Annotated in this window: 16 protein-coding genes; 6 read left to right on the top strand and 10 right to left on the bottom strand. The window is 70.6% G+C overall.

Going from position 1 to position 19179, the window contains the following annotated elements; all coding sequences use genetic code 11:
- Positions 1-16: 16 nt before the first annotated feature.
- Complete coding sequence (locus DOE79_RS03290; protein WP_120337263.1) at positions 17-2194, bottom strand: glutamine synthetase III family protein; 2178 nt, start codon at positions 2192-2194, stop codon at positions 17-19.
- 191 nt (positions 2195-2385) lie between these two features.
- Here DOE79_RS03290 and DOE79_RS03285 point away from each other — a divergent pair, with 191 nt between their 5' ends.
- Positions 2386-4629 carry a HelD family protein gene (locus DOE79_RS03285; RefSeq protein ID WP_162942582.1) on the top strand — a complete coding sequence of 748 codons (2244 nt, stop codon included), beginning with the start codon at positions 2386-2388 and terminating at the stop codon, positions 4627-4629.
- A gap of 239 nt (positions 4630-4868) precedes the next feature.
- Here DOE79_RS03285 and DOE79_RS03280 read toward each other — a convergent pair whose 3' ends face one another.
- The 4 genes from DOE79_RS03280 to DOE79_RS03265 all read right to left on the bottom strand — a co-directional run bounded on the left by DOE79_RS03280 (position 4869) and on the right by DOE79_RS03265 (position 7446).
- Positions 4869-5540, bottom strand: coding sequence for a TetR/AcrR family transcriptional regulator (locus DOE79_RS03280; protein WP_120337262.1), 672 nt, complete (start codon positions 5538-5540; stop codon positions 4869-4871).
- 3 nt (positions 5541-5543) lie between these two features.
- The gene (locus tag DOE79_RS03275) at positions 5544-6050 is read right to left on the bottom strand and encodes a DoxX family protein (RefSeq protein ID WP_120337261.1); all 507 of its coding nucleotides are present in this window, start codon (positions 6048-6050) and stop codon (positions 5544-5546) included.
- 97 nt (positions 6051-6147) lie between these two features.
- Positions 6148-6462 carry a hypothetical protein gene (locus tag DOE79_RS03270; RefSeq protein ID WP_120337260.1) on the bottom strand — a complete coding sequence of 105 codons (315 nt, stop codon included), beginning with the start codon at positions 6460-6462 and terminating at the stop codon, positions 6148-6150.
- A 21-nt stretch (positions 6463-6483) separates the two neighbouring features.
- Entirely contained in the window at positions 6484-7446 is a 963-nt protein-coding gene (locus tag DOE79_RS03265) for a 1-phosphofructokinase family hexose kinase (RefSeq protein WP_181445852.1), read from the bottom strand.
- Between the two features lie 788 nt (positions 7447-8234).
- Here DOE79_RS03265 and DOE79_RS03260 point away from each other — a divergent pair.
- Positions 8235-8789, top strand: coding sequence for an NAD(P)H-hydrate epimerase (locus DOE79_RS03260; RefSeq protein ID WP_120337259.1), 555 nt, complete (start codon positions 8235-8237; stop codon positions 8787-8789).
- 268 nt (positions 8790-9057) lie between these two features.
- Here the strand turns inward: DOE79_RS03260 and DOE79_RS03255 are convergent, their stop codons facing one another.
- Together DOE79_RS03255 and DOE79_RS03250 are read right to left on the bottom strand one after the other, a co-directional pair.
- Positions 9058-11625 (bottom strand): cation-translocating P-type ATPase, encoded by a 2568-nt coding sequence (locus DOE79_RS03255; protein ID WP_181445906.1) that lies wholly within the window; start codon positions 11623-11625, stop codon positions 9058-9060.
- 40 nt (positions 11626-11665) lie between these two features.
- On the bottom strand, positions 11666-12583 hold the full coding sequence (locus DOE79_RS03250; protein ID WP_425455678.1) for a 3-methyladenine DNA glycosylase: 918 nt from the start codon (positions 12581-12583) through the stop codon (positions 11666-11668).
- Positions 12584-12699: 116 nt separating this feature from the next.
- Here DOE79_RS03250 and DOE79_RS03245 point away from each other — a divergent pair, with 116 nt between their 5' ends.
- Positions 12700-13461: an SDR family oxidoreductase gene (locus DOE79_RS03245; RefSeq protein WP_120337256.1), complete on the top strand. Its 762-nt coding sequence runs from the start codon at positions 12700-12702 to the stop codon at positions 13459-13461.
- A gap of 22 nt (positions 13462-13483) precedes the next feature.
- On the opposite strand, the gene kduI is transcribed toward DOE79_RS03245, so the two are convergent.
- The 3 genes from kduI to DOE79_RS03230 form a co-directional block, all read right to left on the bottom strand.
- Complete coding sequence (gene kduI / locus DOE79_RS03240) at positions 13484-14335, bottom strand: 5-dehydro-4-deoxy-D-glucuronate isomerase (protein WP_245977093.1); 852 nt, start codon at positions 14333-14335, stop codon at positions 13484-13486.
- Between the two features lie 59 nt (positions 14336-14394).
- A complete protein-coding gene (locus DOE79_RS03235; protein ID WP_181445851.1) occupies positions 14395-15429 on the bottom strand; it encodes a glutathione S-transferase family protein in 1035 nt (344 codons plus the stop codon).
- A gap of 74 nt (positions 15430-15503) precedes the next feature.
- On the bottom strand, positions 15504-15800 hold the full coding sequence (locus DOE79_RS03230) for a hypothetical protein (RefSeq protein WP_120337254.1): 297 nt from the start codon (positions 15798-15800) through the stop codon (positions 15504-15506).
- Positions 15801-15871: 71 nt separating this feature from the next.
- On the opposite strand from DOE79_RS03230, the gene DOE79_RS03225 reads away from it, so the two are divergent.
- The 3 genes from DOE79_RS03225 to DOE79_RS03215 all read left to right on the top strand — a co-directional run bounded on the left by DOE79_RS03225 (position 15872) and on the right by DOE79_RS03215 (position 19166).
- A complete protein-coding gene (locus DOE79_RS03225; RefSeq protein ID WP_245977092.1) occupies positions 15872-16504 on the top strand; it encodes an ABC transporter ATP-binding protein in 633 nt (210 codons plus the stop codon).
- Positions 16501-18123 (top strand): hypothetical protein, encoded by a 1623-nt coding sequence (locus tag DOE79_RS03220; protein WP_120337252.1) that lies wholly within the window; start codon positions 16501-16503, stop codon positions 18121-18123. The genes DOE79_RS03225 and DOE79_RS03220 overlap by 4 nt, the downstream gene beginning before the upstream one ends.
- 167 nt (positions 18124-18290) lie before the next feature.
- Positions 18291-19166 carry an alpha/beta hydrolase gene (locus DOE79_RS03215; RefSeq protein WP_120337251.1) on the top strand — a complete coding sequence of 292 codons (876 nt, stop codon included), beginning with the start codon at positions 18291-18293 and terminating at the stop codon, positions 19164-19166.
- The last annotated feature ends 13 nt before the right edge of the window (positions 19167-19179 follow it).

Here is a 19179-nt window from a genome sequence, read left to right as displayed (position 1 = left end):
CGCGCTCCGTCGTGGACTACAGGATGAAGAGCATCTCCTGGTAGGTCGGCAGCGGCCACAGGTCGTCCGCGACGAGGTCCTCGAGCGCGTCCGCGGCCGTGCGCACGGCGGCCATGGCCGGCAGCAGCGCATCCCGGGCGTGCTCGGCCTCCGCCAGCGCCTCGTGGCCGGTCTCGGCATCCAGCGCGGCCTTCAGGCCGGCCAGGGCGCTCCGCAGCTCGCCGACCGGGCCCGTCACGGCGAGGAGCGGCGCGGTGTCGGCGTCCACTCCGGCGGCCGAGAGCGCCCCGACGTTGACGGCCAGCTCGGTCTGGTACCGCACTGCCGCCGGGAGGATCTGCGTGGTGCCCATTTCCAGGGTGAGGCGGGCCTCCACCCCGATCGTGAGTGCGTACTGCTCCAGGCCGATCTCGTATCGGCTGTGCATCTCCCGGTGGTTGAAGACCTTGTACTTCTCGAACAGGTCCATGGCCGGCTCGGTGATGAGCTCGGGCAGGGCGTCGAGCGTGGTGCGCAGGTTCGCGAGTCCCCGCTTCTCGGCCTCGATCGGCCAGGCATCCGAGTACCCGTCACCGTTGAACACGACGGCGCCGTGATCGGTGATGATCTGCGTGAGCAGCGACTGCACGGCCGTATCGAAGTCGGTGCCCGCCGCGACGGCGGCCTCGAGGTCGGTGGCGATGTAGTCCAGCGACTCGGCCATGATCGTGTTGATGGTGACCATCGGGCCGCTCACGGTCTGCATCGAGCCCGGGGCGCGGAACTCGAACCGGTTGCCGGTGAACGCGAACGGGCTGGTGCGGTTGCGGTCGCCGGGATCGGTCGGCAGCACCGGGAGGGTGTCGACGCCGATGATCATGCTGCCCTTGCCCTTGGAGGAGGTGGCGGCGCCGTTCTTGATCTGCTCGAAGACATCCGCCAGCTGGTCGCCGAGGAAGATCGAGATGATCGCCGGCGGGGCCTCGTTGGCGCCGAGCCGGTGGTCGTTGGTGGCCGAGGCCACGGAGACCCGCAGCAGGCCCGCGTACTTGTGCACGGCCCGGATGACCGCGGCGCAGAAGACCAGGAACTGGGCGTTGTCGTGCGGGGTGTCCCCGGGGACGAGCAGGCTGCCCAGCTGGTTGTTGCCGAGCGAGAAGTTGACGTGCTTGCCCGATCCGTTGACGCCCTGGAACGGCTTCTCGTGGAAGAGGCACTCCATGCCGTGCTTCTTGGCGATGGCCTTGAACGTCGTCATCAGCAGCTGCTGGTGGTCGGCCGCGATGTTGCCGCGTTCGAACATCGGGGCGATCTCGAACTGGCCGGGCGCGACCTCGTTGTGCCGGGTCTTGGCGGGGATGCCGAGCTTGAACAGCTCCCGCTCGGTGTCCATCATGAAGCCGAGCACGCGCTCGGGGATGGCGCCGAAGTAGTGGTCGTCGAACTCCTGGCCCTTGGGCGGCTTGGCGCCGAACAGGGTGCGGCCGGAGTTCAGCAGGTCCGGGCGGGCCAGGAAGAAGTGCCGGTCCACCAGGAAGTACTCCTGCTCAGGACCACAGAATGAAACGACCTTGGCCGGCTTGTCGTGGCCGAACAGGCGCAGGATGCGTTCGGCGTGCTCGCCCATCGCCTGCTGCGAGCGCAGCAGCGGGGTCTTGTGGTCGAGGGCTTCTCCGGTCATCGAGACGAACACCGTGGGGATGCACAGCGTGTTGCCGTTCGGGTTCTCCAGCACGTAGGCGGGGCTGGTGACATCCCAGCCGGTGTAGCCGCGGGCTTCGAAGGTGTTGCGCAGACCGCCGTTGGGGAAGCTGGACGCATCGGGTTCGCCCTGCACCAGGGTCTTGCCCGCGAACTCGGCCAGGGCCGTGCCGTCGCCGACCGGTTCGAGGAAGCTGTCGTGCTTCTCGGCCGTCAGACCGGTCAACGGGTAGAAGACGTGCGCGTAGTGCGACGCGCCCTTCTCCATCGCCCAGTCCTTCATGGCGCTGGCGACGGCATCCGCCACCAGGGGGTCGAGCATGGCGCCGTGCTCGATGGTGGCCATGACCGACTTGTAGACCAGTTTCGGCAGCCGCTTCTGCATGACGACGCTGCTGAACACGTTCTCGCCGAAGATCTGGCCGGGCGTTTCGGTGTCGGTGAAGCTGACGGCCGGAGGCACATAGGCCTCAACGTCCCTGATCGCCTGCAGACGCATGGCATTTCCACTCATTTACTACCCCTTTGATTCGGGCTCATTCCGCGACTAGGTACGGAATCCGGTGCTCCAAATGTAGGGAGCTTCTATGCCGGTCACATTTCGGCCGCATGACGGACTCGGTCTCCGTCCTCTCCCGATCGGGGGACAAAACCCAGGCGCACCACCAGCGGCTAAACTGGTCGTTTGATTTGAGGGGTGTTTGAGTGGTCGATCAGGAGCTCGCGCGGGAACAGGACTATGTCGCCACGCTGTACGCGCGACTCGACGCGCTGCAGCGCGAGGCCGAGGCTCAGCTGAAGGCCGTGCGGATGCTCGACGTCGGCGGCAACCACCAGTCCCGGTCGGAGCGCGACACCTTCGCCCGCACCTACGAGGACCGCATCGTGCAGCTGCGCGAGGTGGACGACCGGCTCGCCTTCGGCCGTCTGGAGACGGCCCCGGAGGACGAGGACGGCACTCCCGTGTACCGCTACATCGGACGGGTGGGCCTGCGGGACGAGAACCTGCAGCCGATCCTGCTCGACTGGCGGGTGCCGCAGGCCAGTGCCTTCTACCAGGCCACCGCCGCGACTCCGCTGGGCGCCCGGTCCCGCCGGCACCTGCTCTCCAGCGGGCGGCGAATCATCCGCATCGAAGACGAGATCCTGGATGCCGCGCTGCTCGAGGGCGACACCGCCGGCCTGCACCAGGGCGAGGGGGCGCTGCTCTCGGCGCTCACAGCCCAGCGCACCGGCCATATGGCCGACATCGTCTCGACGATCCAGGCCGAACAGGACCGCATCATCCGCTCGGGGCTGAACGGCGTGCTCGTCGTGCAGGGCGGGCCGGGCACCGGCAAGACCGCCGTGGCGCTGCACCGCGCCGCCTACCTGCTCTACACGCACCGCGACCGGCTGCAGAACGCCGGGGTCCTCATCGTGGGCCCGTCCACGTCGTTCCTGCAGTACATCGAAGCGGTGCTGCCGTCGCTCGGCGAGACCGGCGTGGTGCTCGCCTCGGTGGGCCAGCTGTTCCCCGGCGTCGAGGCCAGCCACGAGGATGCGCCGGCCGTCGCCGCGCTCAAGGGCCAGACGTTCATGGCCGACCTCATCGCGCGCGCCGTGAAGAGCCGGCAGAAGGTGCCGTCCGGCAGCCAGAAGCTGCTCGTGAACGGCGACACCCTGCTGCTCAAGCCCCAGCTGATCGAGTCCGCCATCCACCGGGCCCGCGCGGGCGGCAAGCCGCACAACGAGGCCCGTGTGGTCTTCGTCAAGCACGCCCTCAACTCGCTGGCCCGGGAATGGCTCGAGCAGCTGCAGAAGCAGGGCCGGTCGATGGACGACACCGATCTGCCCATGTTGCGCGAAGACCTGCGCCTGGCCGACGATGTGCGGGTGGCGCTCAACACGGCCTGGCTGCCGCTGACTCCGCAGAAGCTCGTGCAGGACCTCTATGCCCGGCCGCAGTGGCTGGAGGAGCTGACGCCGCGCTGGCGGGCGGCCCAGCGCGCCCTGCTCTACCGCGCCCGTGACGCCGAGTTCACGATCGCCGACATCCCGCTGCTGGACGAGGCGGCCGAGCACCTCGGCGAGTACAGCGCGGTCGACGCCGCTCAGAAGCGCGAGGCCAAGGAGCAGCGCAAGCGCGACATCGAGAACGCCGAGCTGGCCATCAAGAACATGGACGTCAAGGGACTCGTGAACGCGAAGGCCCTCGCCGACAACTTCGCCGAGCTCGGCGACCGGGCCACGACGGCCGAGCGCGCCGCGCTGGACCGCAGCTGGACCTACGGGCACGTGATCGTCGACGAGGCGCAAGAGCTCTCGCCGATGCAGTGGCGGCTCCTCATGCGTCGTGGGCCGCGCCGCTCGTTCACCATCGTGGGCGATATCGCCCAGGCCGCCGCAGCAGCCGCCGCCGACAGCTGGCGGGAGGCGCTCGCGCCCGTTCTGGAGTCCTCCTTCGAGGCCGACCGCTGGCGCCTGGAGGAACTCACGGTCAACTACCGCACGCCCAGCCAGATCGCCGAGGCGGCCGAGAGCATGGCGGTGGCGCACGGCCTGCCGATCACCGCATCCCGCACGGTGCGGGCCAGTGATTGGCCTGTCGAGGTGCTCACGGATGCGCTCGACGCCGTGCGCCGCGAACGCGCGCTGGGCGTGGGCGGCACCGTCGCGGTGATCGTGGTGGAGGAGCACATCGACGCCCTCGCCGCGGAGCTGGAGGCGGAGTTCGGTGACATCGTCGGCCGGGGAGCACTCGGCCTGCTGCGCGATGTGGCGCTGCTCACCCCGCAGGACTCCAAGGGGCTGGAGTTCGACGCCGTGGTCGTCGTCGACCCCGCTGGCGTGGTGGCCGCATCCGAACGCGGCGCAGGGGCCCTCTATGTGGCGATGACCCGCGCAACCCAGCGGCTCTACCTGGTGAGCGACGGCCCGCTGCCGGCCGGACTCGACGACCTGGCCTGACCCACGCGCCCGCGAACGTTCTGCAGATGCGCCCGAGCGGATCACCGTTACGCCGAGTTGCCGCAAAGTGCCCCTTCCGATGGGCTGAGGGGGATGTTTGCGGCAAGTCGGCGACACTCGCCCGCGCGACTTCCGGCAAAGTGCCCCCTCGGTCGTGCCGAGGGGGCAGTTCGGCGCACGTCGGTGACCGGCGCGCGCCTGATATCAGGCGATGAGCACAAGCGCGTCCGCGGGCGGAGTCAGCCGGAAGGCGGCCGGAAGGCCTGCATGGTGGCGAGGAGCGCCTCGGGGTCGAAGGTGGCCGGCGCGCGGATCGCCTGGATGGAGGCGCCCTGGATGAGCGCGACGATCGTGGCGGCAAGGTCATCGCCCGGCGCCCGACCCTGGAGGTCGTCCGGGCCGCTGCCCGTCGCCGGTCCGTGGCTGCCGGCCCGGCCGCTGCCCGACGCCGGACCGCGGATGCCGTCCGGGCCGCTGCCGGCGGCGACCTCGCGGCACACGGGCAGGAAGGCCTCCAGGTACCTGCCGAACGAGCTCTCGATGCGACTGCGGAAGAGGTCGTCGCGGCGGGAGAAGTAGAACGCGAAGAGCAACTCCACGCCGGCGTGGTACTCGGCGAGGCGTTCGAGCTCGCCCCGCACCATCCGTTCGAGGCGGTCCCACGGCGCAAGCGCGGCGAGGCCGGGAGCGGTCAGGGCGTCGAGTGTGCCGTCCAACAGCACGTCGAGCAGGGCCAGGAGCAGGCCGTCCTTCGACTGGAAGTGGAAGAAGACCAGGCCGGGGGAGATGCCCGCGGCCGTGGCGACCCGCCGGGCCGTCACCGCATCGAGGCCGTCGGCCAGGGCGATCCGGTACGCGGTCGCGAGGATCTCCTCGACGCGTTCCTGCTCGGGTCGCTTGGGTCCACCCATCGGTCAGCCGATCGTCTCTGAGCGCGGCGCGGCGTCCTGCTCGGCACGCTTCTGCGCGCGGTAGCCGCGCCAGGCCCGCCAGGCGCCCGTGGACCACAAGGCCCAGAGCACCAGGACAGGCTGGAAGAGCAGCCGGATGGTGCGCTGGAGATCGGTGTCCAGGCCGAACGAGTCGGTGTGGGTGACCAGCTGGGAGATGTTGCCGGGGAAGATCGCGACGAAGAACGCGGCGACGATCCAGCCGACGTAGACGCGGTACCGGCCCAAGGCCACCAGCGCGGTGCCGAGAATGATCTCGACGACACCGGATGCGAGGACGACGAAGTCGCCGTCCAGCGGCAACCAGGTGGGCACCTGGGCGAGGAAGGCCTCCCGGTTCACGGTGAGGTGGCTGATCCCGGCCAGGAGGAGGAAGACTCCGAGCACGATCCGGAAGGTGGCCCGGAGTACAAGGGACCAGGTCGGCAGCGGAGTGTGCGGGTGGGCCTTGGGTGCGGTGCGGCTGCTCATGGTGCGGCTTTCGTGGGGGACGGGACGAACTCGATGTGTCCAGCCTATATTGACCAGCTGGTCAATGACCACTCGGTCAATAGAGCATGGGTCCCGCTCAGCCGGCGGCGGCCACGAGACTCGCCACCTCGGCATCCGTGCGTGCGTCGAAAACGCCCCACATGATGTGGGTGGGTCCGCTGCCGTCGCTGCCGGCTGCGGCCGGGCGGCTGATCCAGCGGTTGGCCGCCGCTGCGGCGCCCAGGGCGGCCAGCGAGGGGGCGATGGTGGACTTGCGCAGGGTGCCGGCGACGACGCTGCCGTCGCCGCCCAGCCGCCAACCGCGGCTGGCGGCCAGCACCTGGCCCACCTCGTCATCGGTGAGCCAGCGCGAAAAGCTCCGACCGGGCGGGTCGATCTTGGTCAGCTTCATGAGAACCAGCCTAACTTCGGCTCAGGCCGGAAGCAGGGCGAGTTCGGCCTCCAGTCGTTCCACGTCGACGCGATGGCAGAGCTCGGTGGCCGGCGTCATGGCGGTGGCGCTGCCGGCGGCCACCGCGGCGCGGAACGCCGCCCGAGTGTCCAGGCCCTGGGCGATGCGCAGCACGAACGCGCCAAGGAAGCTGTCCCCGGCTCCCACGGTGCTCTGCACCAGGACCCGGGGGACCGGTAGGCGCAGGACCCCGCCGGAGGAGGCGAGCACCGCTCCGGCGCCGCCGAGGGTGAGTGCCACATGCTCCGCGGAGCCGCGCTCCACCAAGGTACTCGCCGCATTGATCTGGCTCTCCTCGCTGTCGAGCGGGTGCCCGAGCAGTTCCCCGAGCTCGCGGGCGCTGGGCTTGACCAGGAAGACGCCCTCGGTGAGGGCTTCGGCCAGGGCGTCACCCGACGCATCCACTATGCAGCGTGCCTCGTGTTCGCGGGCCAGGCGTGCCACCCGGGCGTAGAAATCGTCCGGCACTCCCGGAGGCAGGCTTCCGCTCGCCACGACATAGCCGTGCGGGGGGATGGACTCCGCCACCCGGGCGAGGCAGGCGCGCCATTCGGGCTCGGTGAGCTCGGGGCCCTGCAGCACGAAGCGGAACTGTTTGCCCGTGGCCGTCTCGTCGACCGTGAAGCTCTCGCGAGTACTGCCGGCGATGGGGACGACCAGGGTGGGGATTCCCTCTGCCTCGATCAGCCTGCGGTAGGCGTCGCCGGTGGGTCCGCCGGCGGCGTAGATCGCGAGGGTCTGCCCGCCGAGCCGCTGGATGACGCGCGAGACGTTGATGCCGCCGCCACCCGGATCGAGGCGGGATCGCCCGCAGCGCAGCTTGTGCTCACCGACGACGTTCGGTGTCGAGGTGCTGACGTCGAGGGCGGGATTGACGGTGAGTGTGAGTATCGGCCGCAGCGCTGTCGGTCTGGAGGCATCCATGGACCCAGCGTAGGACTCCCGGGCGCTCCGCCGGGGGACGCGGGTCTGGGCGGTGGTGTCAGCGACCGGAGAAGAGCCGCGAGAAGAAGCCGCCGCCCGTTGCGGGGTCGTTCTCGTGTCCGGCGCACCGGTCTGCGCGGGGCACACCGCGCATGACCTGGTCGATATGCTGGCCGCAGCCGGCCCAGGTTGTCTTTCCGCAGGTTCGGCAGGTCACGGCTCGGCACATGGGGGTCTCCTCGGAGTCAGGTTCGGGATGACCGTGCTGGCCTCCCTGGTGAAGTCTCCAGGATACCCCATGGGGTATAGCTCAATCTGACCGGATGCTGGGTGTGACGCTCCGGCGGCGCCGCCGGAGCGGCGTGCGAAATGTGTCGCTGCGTGTGAAATGTCTCGCGGCGTGGGAAAACCGGCGCACGTTCCCGTGCCGCGAGCACTGTCCCGAGCTGCGGGGCAGCCCGGCGCACGATGGCGGGCGTCGCGGCGTACGAAAAGCCTCGTGGCGCAGGATAGATGGCCCGGTATCGTGCGCCGCGAGACTGAACGTGCGCCGCGAGACTGAAGTTGCGCCGCGAGGCTGAAGGTGCGCCGCGAGGCCGGACCTGCGCCTGGGGACGGTGCGGCGTAGGGTGGCCGCGTGCCGAACAATCCACCGCAGACGTACACGGCCGCCCAGGTGCGCGAGGCCGAGCTCCCGTTCCTCGAGCGCGGCGTGCCGCTGATGCAGCGGGCGGCCGAGGCCCTGGCGCACGAGGCGGGCGCACTCCTGGAGGCGCGGCGCGGGGGGAGTGGCGGGTGCACGGGTTCTGGTTCTGGCCGGCTCGGGCAACAACGGTGCGGATGCGCTCTACGCCGCGGAACGCCTGGCGAACCGGGGCGCGCTCCTGTGCATCCTGCCGACGAGCGAGCACCTGCACCGGGAGGCGCTCGAAGCGGCTCTTGCGCAGGGCGCCGACCTGCGGCCCACCGGCGAGCCCGCCGAGGTCATCGCCGGGCTTGCGGAAGCTGCCGACCTCATCCTCGATGGCATCCTGGGCACCGGGACCAGCGCTTCTCCCGCGTTGCGCGGTGCGGCCCGGAGCATCATCGCCGCGATCCTTCCGGTGCGCTCCAGCGAACATCCGCCTCTCGTCGTGGCCGTGGACCTGCCCAGCGGCATCGGCGTCGACGATGGCAGCGTGCCCGACCCCACGGTCTTGCCCGCCGATCTCACGGTGACCTTCGGTGGGTGCAAGGCGGGGCTGCTCACCCGCCCGGCGGCCGGGTACGCGGGCCGGGTCGTCGTGGCCGACATCGGTATCGGCGCCGAACTGGAACGCATCCGCCGCCGGGACCTCGCCTGAGCCGCTCGCGGTAGCGCCGTCGCTCCTGGCGCGCCGCATCGACATGCAGCGAAGTACCCCTTCCGGCGACCTGAAGGGGCGCTTTGCGGCAATTGGGCGTGGGTTGTGCGCCCACGTGCAGCGAATATCCCATTCTGACGCGCTGAAGGGGTGCTTTGCGGTACGTCGGTGTGGAGGGTGCGGTGCCGGAGGGAGGGCGAGCGGGCGCGGCAGGAGGGGGAGGTAACGGAGGCGCGGAGGAAGCGGAGGCCTGGCACCCTGCCGGCTCCTAGGCGGGCTGCGGGATCTGCCGGGCGCGCCGCCGCAGGCTGCTGCGCAGCAGCTTGAGCCCGGCGTCGGCCAGCACGATAAGCACCGCGGCCAGCAGCGGGAACGCCCACGCGGCGGGAGGCGGCCAGCTGCCGCCGAGCAGTGCGCTGACGAACGGGATGCCCAGGAAGGCGACCAGCAGCACCAGCTCTGCGCCCACGGCGGCGAGAAGGGCCCGGTTGCCCCACGGGCGCAGCCGCCACACCGGAACCGTCTCGCTGCGGCAGGCGAAGGCGTTCGCCATCTGGGCCACCGCGATCGTGGCGAACGCCGTACCGGAGGCCGCCGCGAGGAGCCCGGGCGCCACCGACGCACCCCAGGTCCAGCCGCCGGCCACGAGAACCGCCGCGAATCCCACCAGCGACACCACGGCTTCGACCGGACCGAGCACGCCGAAGGCTCGCCAGAGCAGGACCCGGTCGATCAGGGTGCGAGTGCGTGCCCGGCCCTGCATCACCCGGGCGCTGGGCGGCTCGACGCCGAGCGCGATGGCGGGCAGCAGGTCGGTTCCGATGTCGAGGGCGAGCACCTGCAGCACGCCGATGGCGAGCGGGAACTGGCCGCCGGTGAGCGCCCACGCGGCGAACGGCGCAAGCTCGGCCACGTTGTCGGTGAGGTGGTAGGTGAGGAACCGGCGCGCGTTCGCGAAGGTCGCCCGCCCGAGCCGCACGGCCGCCACGATGGTGCCGAAGTGGTCGTCCAGCAGCACCAGGTCGGCGGCCTCGCGCGCCACGTCGCTGCCGCTGAGCCCCATGGCCACGCCCACATCGGCCTCCCGCAGCGCGGGGGCGTCGTTCACCCCGTCGCCGGTCATGGCCACGACGTGGCCGCGGGCCTGCAGAACGTGGGTGATCCGCAGCTTGTCCGCCGGGGTGACGCGGGCCACGACGGCGCCCTCTGGGTGATCGAGCAGGGCGCCGAGATCGGCGTCGGATTCCGGCAGGCCCGGCCCGATCACGGTGCCGCCAGGCCCGAGCAGGCCCACCTGCCGGGCGATCGCCTCGGCGGTGCTCGGGTGGTCGCCGGTGACCATGATCACCCGGATGTCGGCGGCGCGGCACTCGGTGAGGGCCTCGTGAACGTCGGGCCGGGGCGGGTCCTCCAACCCGAGCAGGCCCCATAGATGCAAGTCGGACTCGGCCCCCAGGGGCACGGTGTCGGCCGGCCAGTCCCGGGCGGCGACCGCCATCACCCGCTGACCGCGGGCGGTCATCCTGGCCAGCTCTCGATGGGCCGCCTCCGGCACGTCGGTGCACCGGGCGAAGACGCTCTCCGGCGCCCCGAGCGTGCTCAGCCGTCCGGCGGCCACGGCGGAGCTCATCATCCGGTCTGCGGTGTACGGCAACCGTCGGATGGCCTGGTGCAGGTCCTCTGTCCAGCCGCTGCGATGGGCGAGGGCCGTGATCGCGGCGTCCAGCGGACCACCTTCCGGCCGCCATTGCCCGTCGCGCAGCACGGCCCGTCCGGTCACGCAGGACACGGCCGCCGCCGCCAGGCCAGGCAGCAGCGCGGTCGCGTCCGGCGGCCCGGAGATCGTGGCGGTGGGTCCGTAGCCGGCCCCGTCGATGGTGACCACGCCCTGCGGCGTCCAGGCCTCGACCACCGACATCTTGTTCTGCGTGAGGGTTCCGGTCTTGTCGGTGCAGATGAAGGTAGTGGCGCCGAGAGTCTCGACGGCATCGAGTCGGCGCACCAGGGCCTGCTGCTCCGCCATCGTCTGGGCGCCCCGTGCCAGCGACAGCGTGACGGTGGGCAGCAGACCTTCCGGAACCAATGCCACCGCCACCCCGACGCCGAACAGGAACGCCTCGGCCGGTCGCAGCCCGATGCCGAGCCCCGCCAGGCCGAGCCCCACCCCCGTGGCCACCGCGATGACGGCCACGACGCGCACCACCCGGTTGAGCTGGAGGGTGAGCGGGCTGGTCGGCCGGATGGCCGCGCGGGCAAGCGCGCTGATCTCGGCGAGCGTCGTCGCCGAACCGGTTGCCGTCACCTCGGCCTCTGCGTCACCCTGCACCACGAAGGTGCCCGCGCGGGCCGTCTGGCCGGAATCGTGGTGCACGGCCTCGCTCTCCCCGGTCACCATCGACTCGTCCACCGTGAGCGCGTGCGCCTCGAGGAGGCGCATATCGGCGGCGATGCGATCGCCCAGGCGCAGGAGCACGACGTCTCCACGCACGAGTTCGCCGGCGTCGACGGTGCGCTGGGCGCCGTCCCGGCGCACCCGGGTCTCGGCGGGCAGGAGGTCACGCAGCCGTTCGGCGGACCGGTCGGCCCGGTATTCCTGCCAGAACGCGAACAGCGCGTTGAGCACGATCACCACCACGATGGCGATTGCCAGTGCGGGTGTTCCGGCCAGAAGGGCCAGCCCGGCGGCCACCCAGAGCAGCACGGCCAGCAGATGGGTGAATTGCCGCACGAGGGCGCGTAGCGGTGATGGCCGGGCCAGACGCGGCAGCACATTGGGTCCGTCCGCGGCGAGCCGGCGGGCCGCCTCCTCCGAGCTGAGCCCGGGCGCCCGTGTCACAAGGCCCTCCTTCCCTCGCCCTTCCTCGGCTAGGGGGAAACTACACCCGCGGCTGGTCGGACGGCAGCGCGCCGACGGCCGCGATCGCGCGGGCGCGCAGCGCGTTGCTGCGATCGGCCAGGTCGCGCTGGCGGCGCACGTACTCGGCCTTGCCCGCGGGCGTCTCGATGGCGACCGGGGCATACCCCCACTCGGAGAGGTCGTACGGCGACGCCTGCATGTCGAGGCGGCGGATGTCGCGCGCCAGCTCGAAGCTGTCCAGGAGCAGCTCGCCGGGAATCAGCGGCCCCAGTTTGATCACCCACTTGTAGACATCCATGCCGGCGTGCAGGCAGCCGGGCTGCTCGAGGCTCGGCTGGTTCTCACGGGTCGGCTGGAGGGCGTTGTGATCGAGCGCCGCCGGGGTGAAGAAACGGAACGCGTCGAAGTGACTGCAGGAGATGTTGTGGGCGTCGACGACGTCATCCGTGTCGCCCTGGCCCAGGCGCAGCGGGGCCACATGCCGGTGTTCGTCCTGCCGGTAGACCATCGCCCACTCGTGCAGACCGAAGCAGCTGAAATTCGCCGGTCGCGCGGCCGTTCTGTCGAGCAGGGTCACGATGAAGCGGATGCTGCGCGCGTTCCTGTCCCGGAAGGCCGCGTCGTCCACGAGAACGTCGTCCCCCTCGGTGCGGTACCACTTCCACCCGGCACGTTCGGCGCCGGCCGCTCCGCGCAGACGCGCCCCGGAGCCCGGATGCCAGCGGCGCAGCAGCCCGGGGCGGAAGGGGTAATAGGTGAAGAGGAAGTCGTCGACCGGATGCGTGCGGCCGGCGGCCGCGCGTTCCCGGCGCTCGAGAGAGAGGGTGTCGGCACGGTCCTGGTGCTGTGCCTCGCGGGCCTGCCAGTTCGCGGCATCGAACACCGCGGTGTTGAACAACGCGGTGTCGACCGCTGGCGATGCTGGATATCCGGGCACCTCACGAGAGTACCCGGCGACCAGACGCCCTGTCACCGCCCGGCACGGTCTAGGCTGGAGAGCGTGTGGAACAACGTTCCGTACAGCAGAACTCACCGACGCAGAGGAGTGCCGCCATGCCCACCACCGCCTTCGATCTCACCGGACGCCTCGCGGTCGTGACGGGGGCGAGCAGCGGCATCGGTCTGGCAATGGCCGAGGGGTTGGCGGCCGCTGGCGCCGACATCATCGGGGTGAGCGGCCACCTGCCCGACACCGGCAGCGAGGTCGCCCGCCGGGTGGAAGGCCTGGGCCGCCGGTTCACGCCGCTCAGGGCGGACTTCGCCGACAGAGCCGCGGTCACCGCCCTGGGCGGCGAGCTGGCCGAGCGTCGTCCGGACATTCTGGTCAACAATGCCGGCACCATCCGTCGGGCCCCGGCCATCGAGCACTCGGACGACTTCTGGGACGAGGTGATCGCGGTGAACCTGTCGTCGCAGTTCGTGCTCAGCCGGGCCGTCGGCGCCGGAATGGTGGCCCGCGGCCACGGCAAGATCATCTTCACGGCGTCCCTGCTCAGCTTTCAGGGCGGGGTGAATGTGCCCGGCTACACGGCGGCGAAGTCCGGCGTCGTCGGCCTGGTCAAGGCCTTGTCGAACGAATGGGCCGGGTCGGGTGTGAATGTGAATGCGATCGCTCCGGGGTACATCAGTACCGCGAACACCCGGGCCTTACGCGACGACGCGGCCCGCTCCGCCGCGATCCTGGAGCGCATCCCCGCAGGCCGGTGGGGCGAGGCGTCCGACCTGGCCGGCGCGGCGGTCTTCCTGGCCAGCAGCGCCTCCGACTACGTGAACGGCATCACACTGCCCGTCGACGGCGGCTGGCTCGGCCGGTAGTCGAGGCCCGAGGCCGGGCGGCTCAGCGCAGCTCGGCGGCCTGCACGTGGTCCATGTCGTCGAACGCCTGGTTCTCGCCCGCCATGGCCCAGACGAAGGAATAGCTGCCCGTTCCGAAGCCGCTGTGCAGCGACCAGCTGGGCGAGATCACGGCCTCCTGGTTCGCCACGATCAGGTGGCGGGTCTCGGTGGGCTCGCCGAGCAGATGCACGACGCGGTGCTCGGACGCCAGGTCGAAATAGAGATAGCACTCGGTGCGCCGGTCGTGGGTGTGTGCGGGCATGGTGTTCCACATGCTGCCAGAGCCGAGCTCGGTGACGCCCATCACCACCTGGCAGCTGCGCACGCCGTCTCGGTGGATGTACTGGTTGATGGTGCGCTCGTTGGAGGTCTCCTGGGCACCGAGACGGCGCACCGTGCCCTGACCCTGCGGCACCAGGGTGGTGGGGTAGCTCCGGTGCGCCGTGGCCGAGAACAGGTAGAAGGCGGCCGGAGCGGCGGCTGCCGCGCTGGCGAAGACCACGTCGACCGCGCCGCGACCCACGTACAAGCAGGATCCGGTGTCCATCGCGTGGTCGACGCCGTCGACGGTGATGGTGCCCCGTGCGCCCACGTTCACGATGCCGGCCTCGCGGTTGTCGAAGAAGTTCTCGGTGCGCAGCACGTCGAAGCTGGTCAGACGGATGCTGCCGGTCACGGGCCGGGCGCCGCCGAGGACCACACGGTCCTCGTGGCTGTACGTGGCACGGAACTCGTCGTCGGCGAAGAGGTCGTCGACGAGGTAGTTCTCGCGGAGCGCCTGGGTGTCGAACGAGCGAATCTGGGCCGGGTTGGTGGCGTGCCGCACCTGCATGATCGGTCTTCTCTCTGACACGCCTCAAGCGTGCCGTCTGGTGGAACGAGGTTCCACTAGACAGCCTAGCCCTGCGTGGATTAGAGCGCCGGCACCCGCTCGCTCTCGATCGGGGCGCCCGGGGCGGTGCCGTCGCCGAACGGGCGGCCGCCCAGGGCCTCGCGCCCGTGTGCGGTGAGCCAGACCGACGCATCCGGACCCTTCGGCACGATGCCGGTGGGGTTGATGTCGCTGTGCGTCACGTAGTAGTGCTTCTTGATCTGGTCGAAGTCGATGGTGTCCCCGAAGCCCGGCGTCTGGAACAGATCGCGGGCGTACGCCCACAGCACCGGCATCTCGCTGAGCTTGTTTCGGTTGCACTTGAAGTGGCCGTGGTAGACCGCGTCGAAGCGGGCCAGGGTGGTGAAGAGCCTCACGTCGGCCTCGGTGATGGTGTCGCCGACCAGGTAGCGCTGGCCGGCCAGGCGCTCTTCGAGCCAGTCGAGCCGGGCGAAGAGGGTGTCGTAGGCCCGCTCGTAGGACTTCTGGCTGCCGGCGAAGCCGCACTTGTAGACGCCGTTGTTGACGTCGTGGAAGATCAGTTCGGCGACCTCGTCGATCTCTGCGCGCAGTGCCTCTGGGTAGAGGTCGGGGGCGCCCGGGCGGTGGTGCTCCACCCACTCGGTCTCGAAGTCGAGGGTGATCTGCGGGTAGTTGTTGGTGACGACCTTGCCAGAGGGCACGTCCACGATCACCGGAACGGTGATGCCGCGCGGGTAGTCGGGGAACCGGGCGAAGTAGGCCGCCTGGATACGTTCGATACCCAGGACCGGGTCGACGCCGTTGGGGTCGAGGTCGAACGTCCAGCTGTTCTTGTCGTGGGTGGGCCCGGGCAGACCGAGGGAGATGACGCCCTCGAGCCCGAGGAGGCGGCGCACGATCGCGGTGCGGTTCGCCCACGGGCAGGCGCGAGCCGCCACCAGACGGTAGCGGCCGGCCTCGACCGGCCAACCGTCGCGGCCATCGCGCGTGATGCGGTCCTCGATGTAGTTCGTGTCGCGGTTGAAGTCCTTGCCGGGCTCCACGTAGCTGGGAGTCAGGGCGTTGTCGGCGGCGCTGGGGGTCACATTGCTCATGCGTCCACGCTACGGGAAAAACCCGTGCGTACGCATGGAATCAGTCGGTCGGGCTCGCGGGTGGCCGGTGCCGGTCACTCGTGCAGGTGGTGCACCGGCCAGCCAGCGGTGGCGGCGAGCAGCTCGAGCAGGCGTTGGGCGGCAGCACGGGCCTCGGCATCACCGCGGGAGTCGTGCACGTCGACGGCCAGCGGCGGCGCCTCGCCGAACTTGGGGATCTCGACCTCGACCCGGCCGCCGTGCGGCAGGGCGACGAACGCATGAGCGGTGTGGGCGCCAACCACCTCGGCATCCAGCGTCGCGGCGATCACGGCCAACGCCTCCGGCTTGGTGAGGTGCACATCGGCGACGATGGTGGCGACATGGTCCATGGGTGTCCTTCGATGGCTGGGGGCGGCGCGGGTGAGCGCCAGCGTAGCCGAGATGCGGAAGGATGAGCCCCATGAGCACACTCGAAGCCCGCGACGTCGCCGCGTCGATCGACTCCGAGGTGCTCCTCGCCCCGGTGTCGCTGACTGTGAACCCCGGGCAGGCCGTGGTCGTGCGCGGGCCCAACGGGTCAGGCAAGACGACCCTCCTGCGCATCCTGAGCGGCGCGCTCCGGCCCACCTCCGGTGACGCCACCATCGACGGGATGCGCATCGACGACCGTTCGACCGCCGTGCGCCGGGCGATCTCGGCCCGAATCGGGCTGCCCGCCTTCGCGCGGGAGCTGACGGCACACGAGCACCTGCGCTTCATCGCCACTACCTGGGGCCGATCCGGCGCTCCCGCGACAGCAGACGCGAATGACGTGATGGCGGCACTGGGTATCGACCACCTCGCGCAGCGGTTCGTGCATGAACTGTCATCGGGCCAGCTGCAGCTGCTTTCGCTGGCCACGGCACTGGTGCGTCCGTTCTCGGTGCTGGTGCTGGACGAGCCAGAGCAACGCCTGGACGAGCACCGGCTGGCCGTGGTCGCCGCGGTACTCTGCGCGAAGATCGATGCCGGCGCGGCCGTCGTGATCGCCAGCCACAGTGCCGACCTGGTGGCGGCATTGCCGGGATCGACAGTCACGCTCGGCGACCGGTGACGCGCAGGGTGCAGTCGTCCTCCGCGGAGCGGGCAACGGCGGGGAATGCGCGGGAGCGGCTGGCGCTCGCGCAGGGCCGGGCCGTGCTCTCCACGCGAGGCGGCCCCCGGTCGGCCGACGAGGTGGGGTACTCCGTGTACCTCGGTGTTCTCACGGTACTCGTGGTAGCCGTTCCCCTGTTGCGTGCGCTGGTGCTCGGCGCCGCGGATGCCGAGAGCCTCGCCGTGCTGGTCTCGCCGGAGGCTCCCTCCGGGCTGGCCGCCGGCGCTGTGGGGCTGGCCGGTCTCGCACTGCTGGTGGGCCCCATCCGCGGCCCAGTGCTGCCGAGTCCCTTTGCGGTGGAATTCCTGGTCGGGAGCGCCCTGGCCCGGCGGGTCACACTGCTGCGCCCGTTCCTGGTCAGCGCGGTCGTTCTGGCCGGTTTGGCCGTTCTCGCTGCCAGTGTGGTCAGCGCGGCGCTGATGGTCGGTGGACTCCTGCCGGCCGGCCCGGACGCACTCGCCGGCGCAGGCCTCACTGTGCTCGGCTGTGCCGCATCCGCGGTCAGCCTGTGCGTCGCGTGGTTGGCGGGTCAGAGCCTCCCGCGGCGCTGGACCATGCCTCTCGGCGCGGCGTTCGTGGCCGCAGGCGCGGTCGGGGTATCACCGCTGCGGCCCGGACTGGCGCCGGCGAACATCCCCGGGGGGTCCGTGCCGGTGGTGCTGGGGACTCTGGTGCTGGCGCTGCTGTGCCTGCCGCTGATTCCCCGACTCCTGGACCGCCTCCGGGCCGCCGACCTGATGCGCCAGGCCCGGCGCTGGCAGTCCATCGGCACGCTCCTGCAGACCGGCGATGTCGCGGGAGCCGCCGGCGTCCTGCGCACTCCGCCGGCCAGGGGTCGGCATGACCGGATCGCCCTGAGCGGGCCCCTGCCGGTCGCGGTCGTGCAACGTGACCTCGGTGCCGCGCGGCGGTTCCCGGTGCGGATGCTGGCCGGATCCCTCGCCATCGCCGTCGCCGGTTGGCTGCAGGCCGGGGTATGGGCCGCGCCGCCCGGGGGAGCGTGGCCGCCGGCCGTGGCCGCCGCCCTGGCCGCCTACCTCGGTGTCGGCGTGTGGTGCGACGGTCTCCGCAGTGCCGCAGAGAACGCCGGGCCGTCGTCGATCTATGGGCGGAGCGGTCTGACGATGATCGGCTGCCACGCCATCGTGCCTGCCCTGGCGCTGCTCGTGCTCGGAACCGTGGGTATCGCGGCCGCCGGTGTGACGGCGCCCGCCGATGCTGCGTTGCCCGATTCGGCCCTGCCCTGGTCGGCCCTGCCCTGGTTGACTCCGCCCGCGCTGGCCGTGCCGTGGTGGGCGCTGGTTGCCGTGTTCATCACTCTGCTGCGCGTCTTCGACAGTCTCAGAGGCCCCCTGCCGATCGGCTTGCTCCTTCCGGTTCCCACACCCGTCGGCGACGTCTCCATCCTCAACGTGATCGCCTGGCAGGCCGACGCCCTGATTCTCCTGCTGGCCGGTGCCGCCGGGTTGACCGTGCTGGCGCAGCAGTCCGGCGCGACAGCCGCGGCCTGGCTCGTCGTCGCTTGCGGCGTGGTGGTGGCGTTGGGCATGCGGCGGCTCCGGTCGCTCACCACGTGAGCCTGGCCGGGCGCAGAAATCGGTACGCCCGGAACGCGTCAGGCCGGGGCTCCAGGGCTTGCGCGCGCGGCCGGACCCGGCTATTCACAACCTCAGCGGACACCGCCGCGCCAGTGAACGACCGAACCCACGTGACCGCGCACTCAGAAACAGAAAGGATCTGCGACATGGCCGACACCGAAGCGCCCACCCTCGCGCAGTGGGAGGTCGACGAGATCGACCGCGCCAATGCGTCCGGGCTCACTCCAGTTGTCTTCGTGCATGGACTCTGGTTGCTCTCCAGCAGCTGGAAGCAGTGGCGCGACCTGTTCGAGGCGAACGGGTTCACCACTATCGCGCCCGGCTGGCCCGATGACCCCCGCACCGTGGAGGAGGCCTACGAGGCGCCGGAGGCGTTCGCGCACAAGATGGTGCAGCAGGTCACCGACCACTACCTCGAAGCCATCTCACGGCTGACCCGACGGCCCGCGGTGATCGGTCATTCGTTCGGCGGGCTGATCGCCCAGAAACTCGCGGGAGAGGGCGTGGCCTTCGCCACCGTCGCGATCGACAACGCGCCGTTCAAGGGGGTGCTGCCGCTCCCGGCGTCTGCACTCAAATCGGCGTCTCCGGTGCTGGGCAATCCGGGCAACCGCGGCAAGGCGATCTCGCTCACCTTCGAACAGTTCCAGTACGGCTGGGCGAACAACCTGGACGAGTCCGAGGCGCGGCAACTGTACACGGACTATCACGTGCCGGCATCCGGGGCGCCGCTGTTCCAGGCCGCGGTGGCGAACTTCAATCCGTTCGGCGGTGAGACGCGGGTCGACACCAAGAATCCCAACCGCGGTGCGCTGTTGGTCCTGGCGGGGGAGAACGACAACACCGTGCCGCTGGCCATCACCCGGGCCAGCTACAAGCTGCAGGCCAAGAACGAGGGCGTCACCGAGATCGCCGAGATCCCCGGTCGCGGCCACTCCCTGGTCATCGACAGCGGCTGGCGGGATGTGGCCGAGCCTGCCCTCGCCTTCGTGAAGCGGTTCGACCGGGCACCGGTCGGGTGACCGCGGGCGCCGG

This window comes from Cryobacterium soli, assembly GCF_003611035.1.
GTDB classification, from domain to species: domain Bacteria; phylum Actinomycetota; class Actinomycetes; order Actinomycetales; family Microbacteriaceae; genus Cryobacterium; species Cryobacterium soli.
This window is presented reverse-complemented; position numbering and strand designations above follow the sequence as displayed.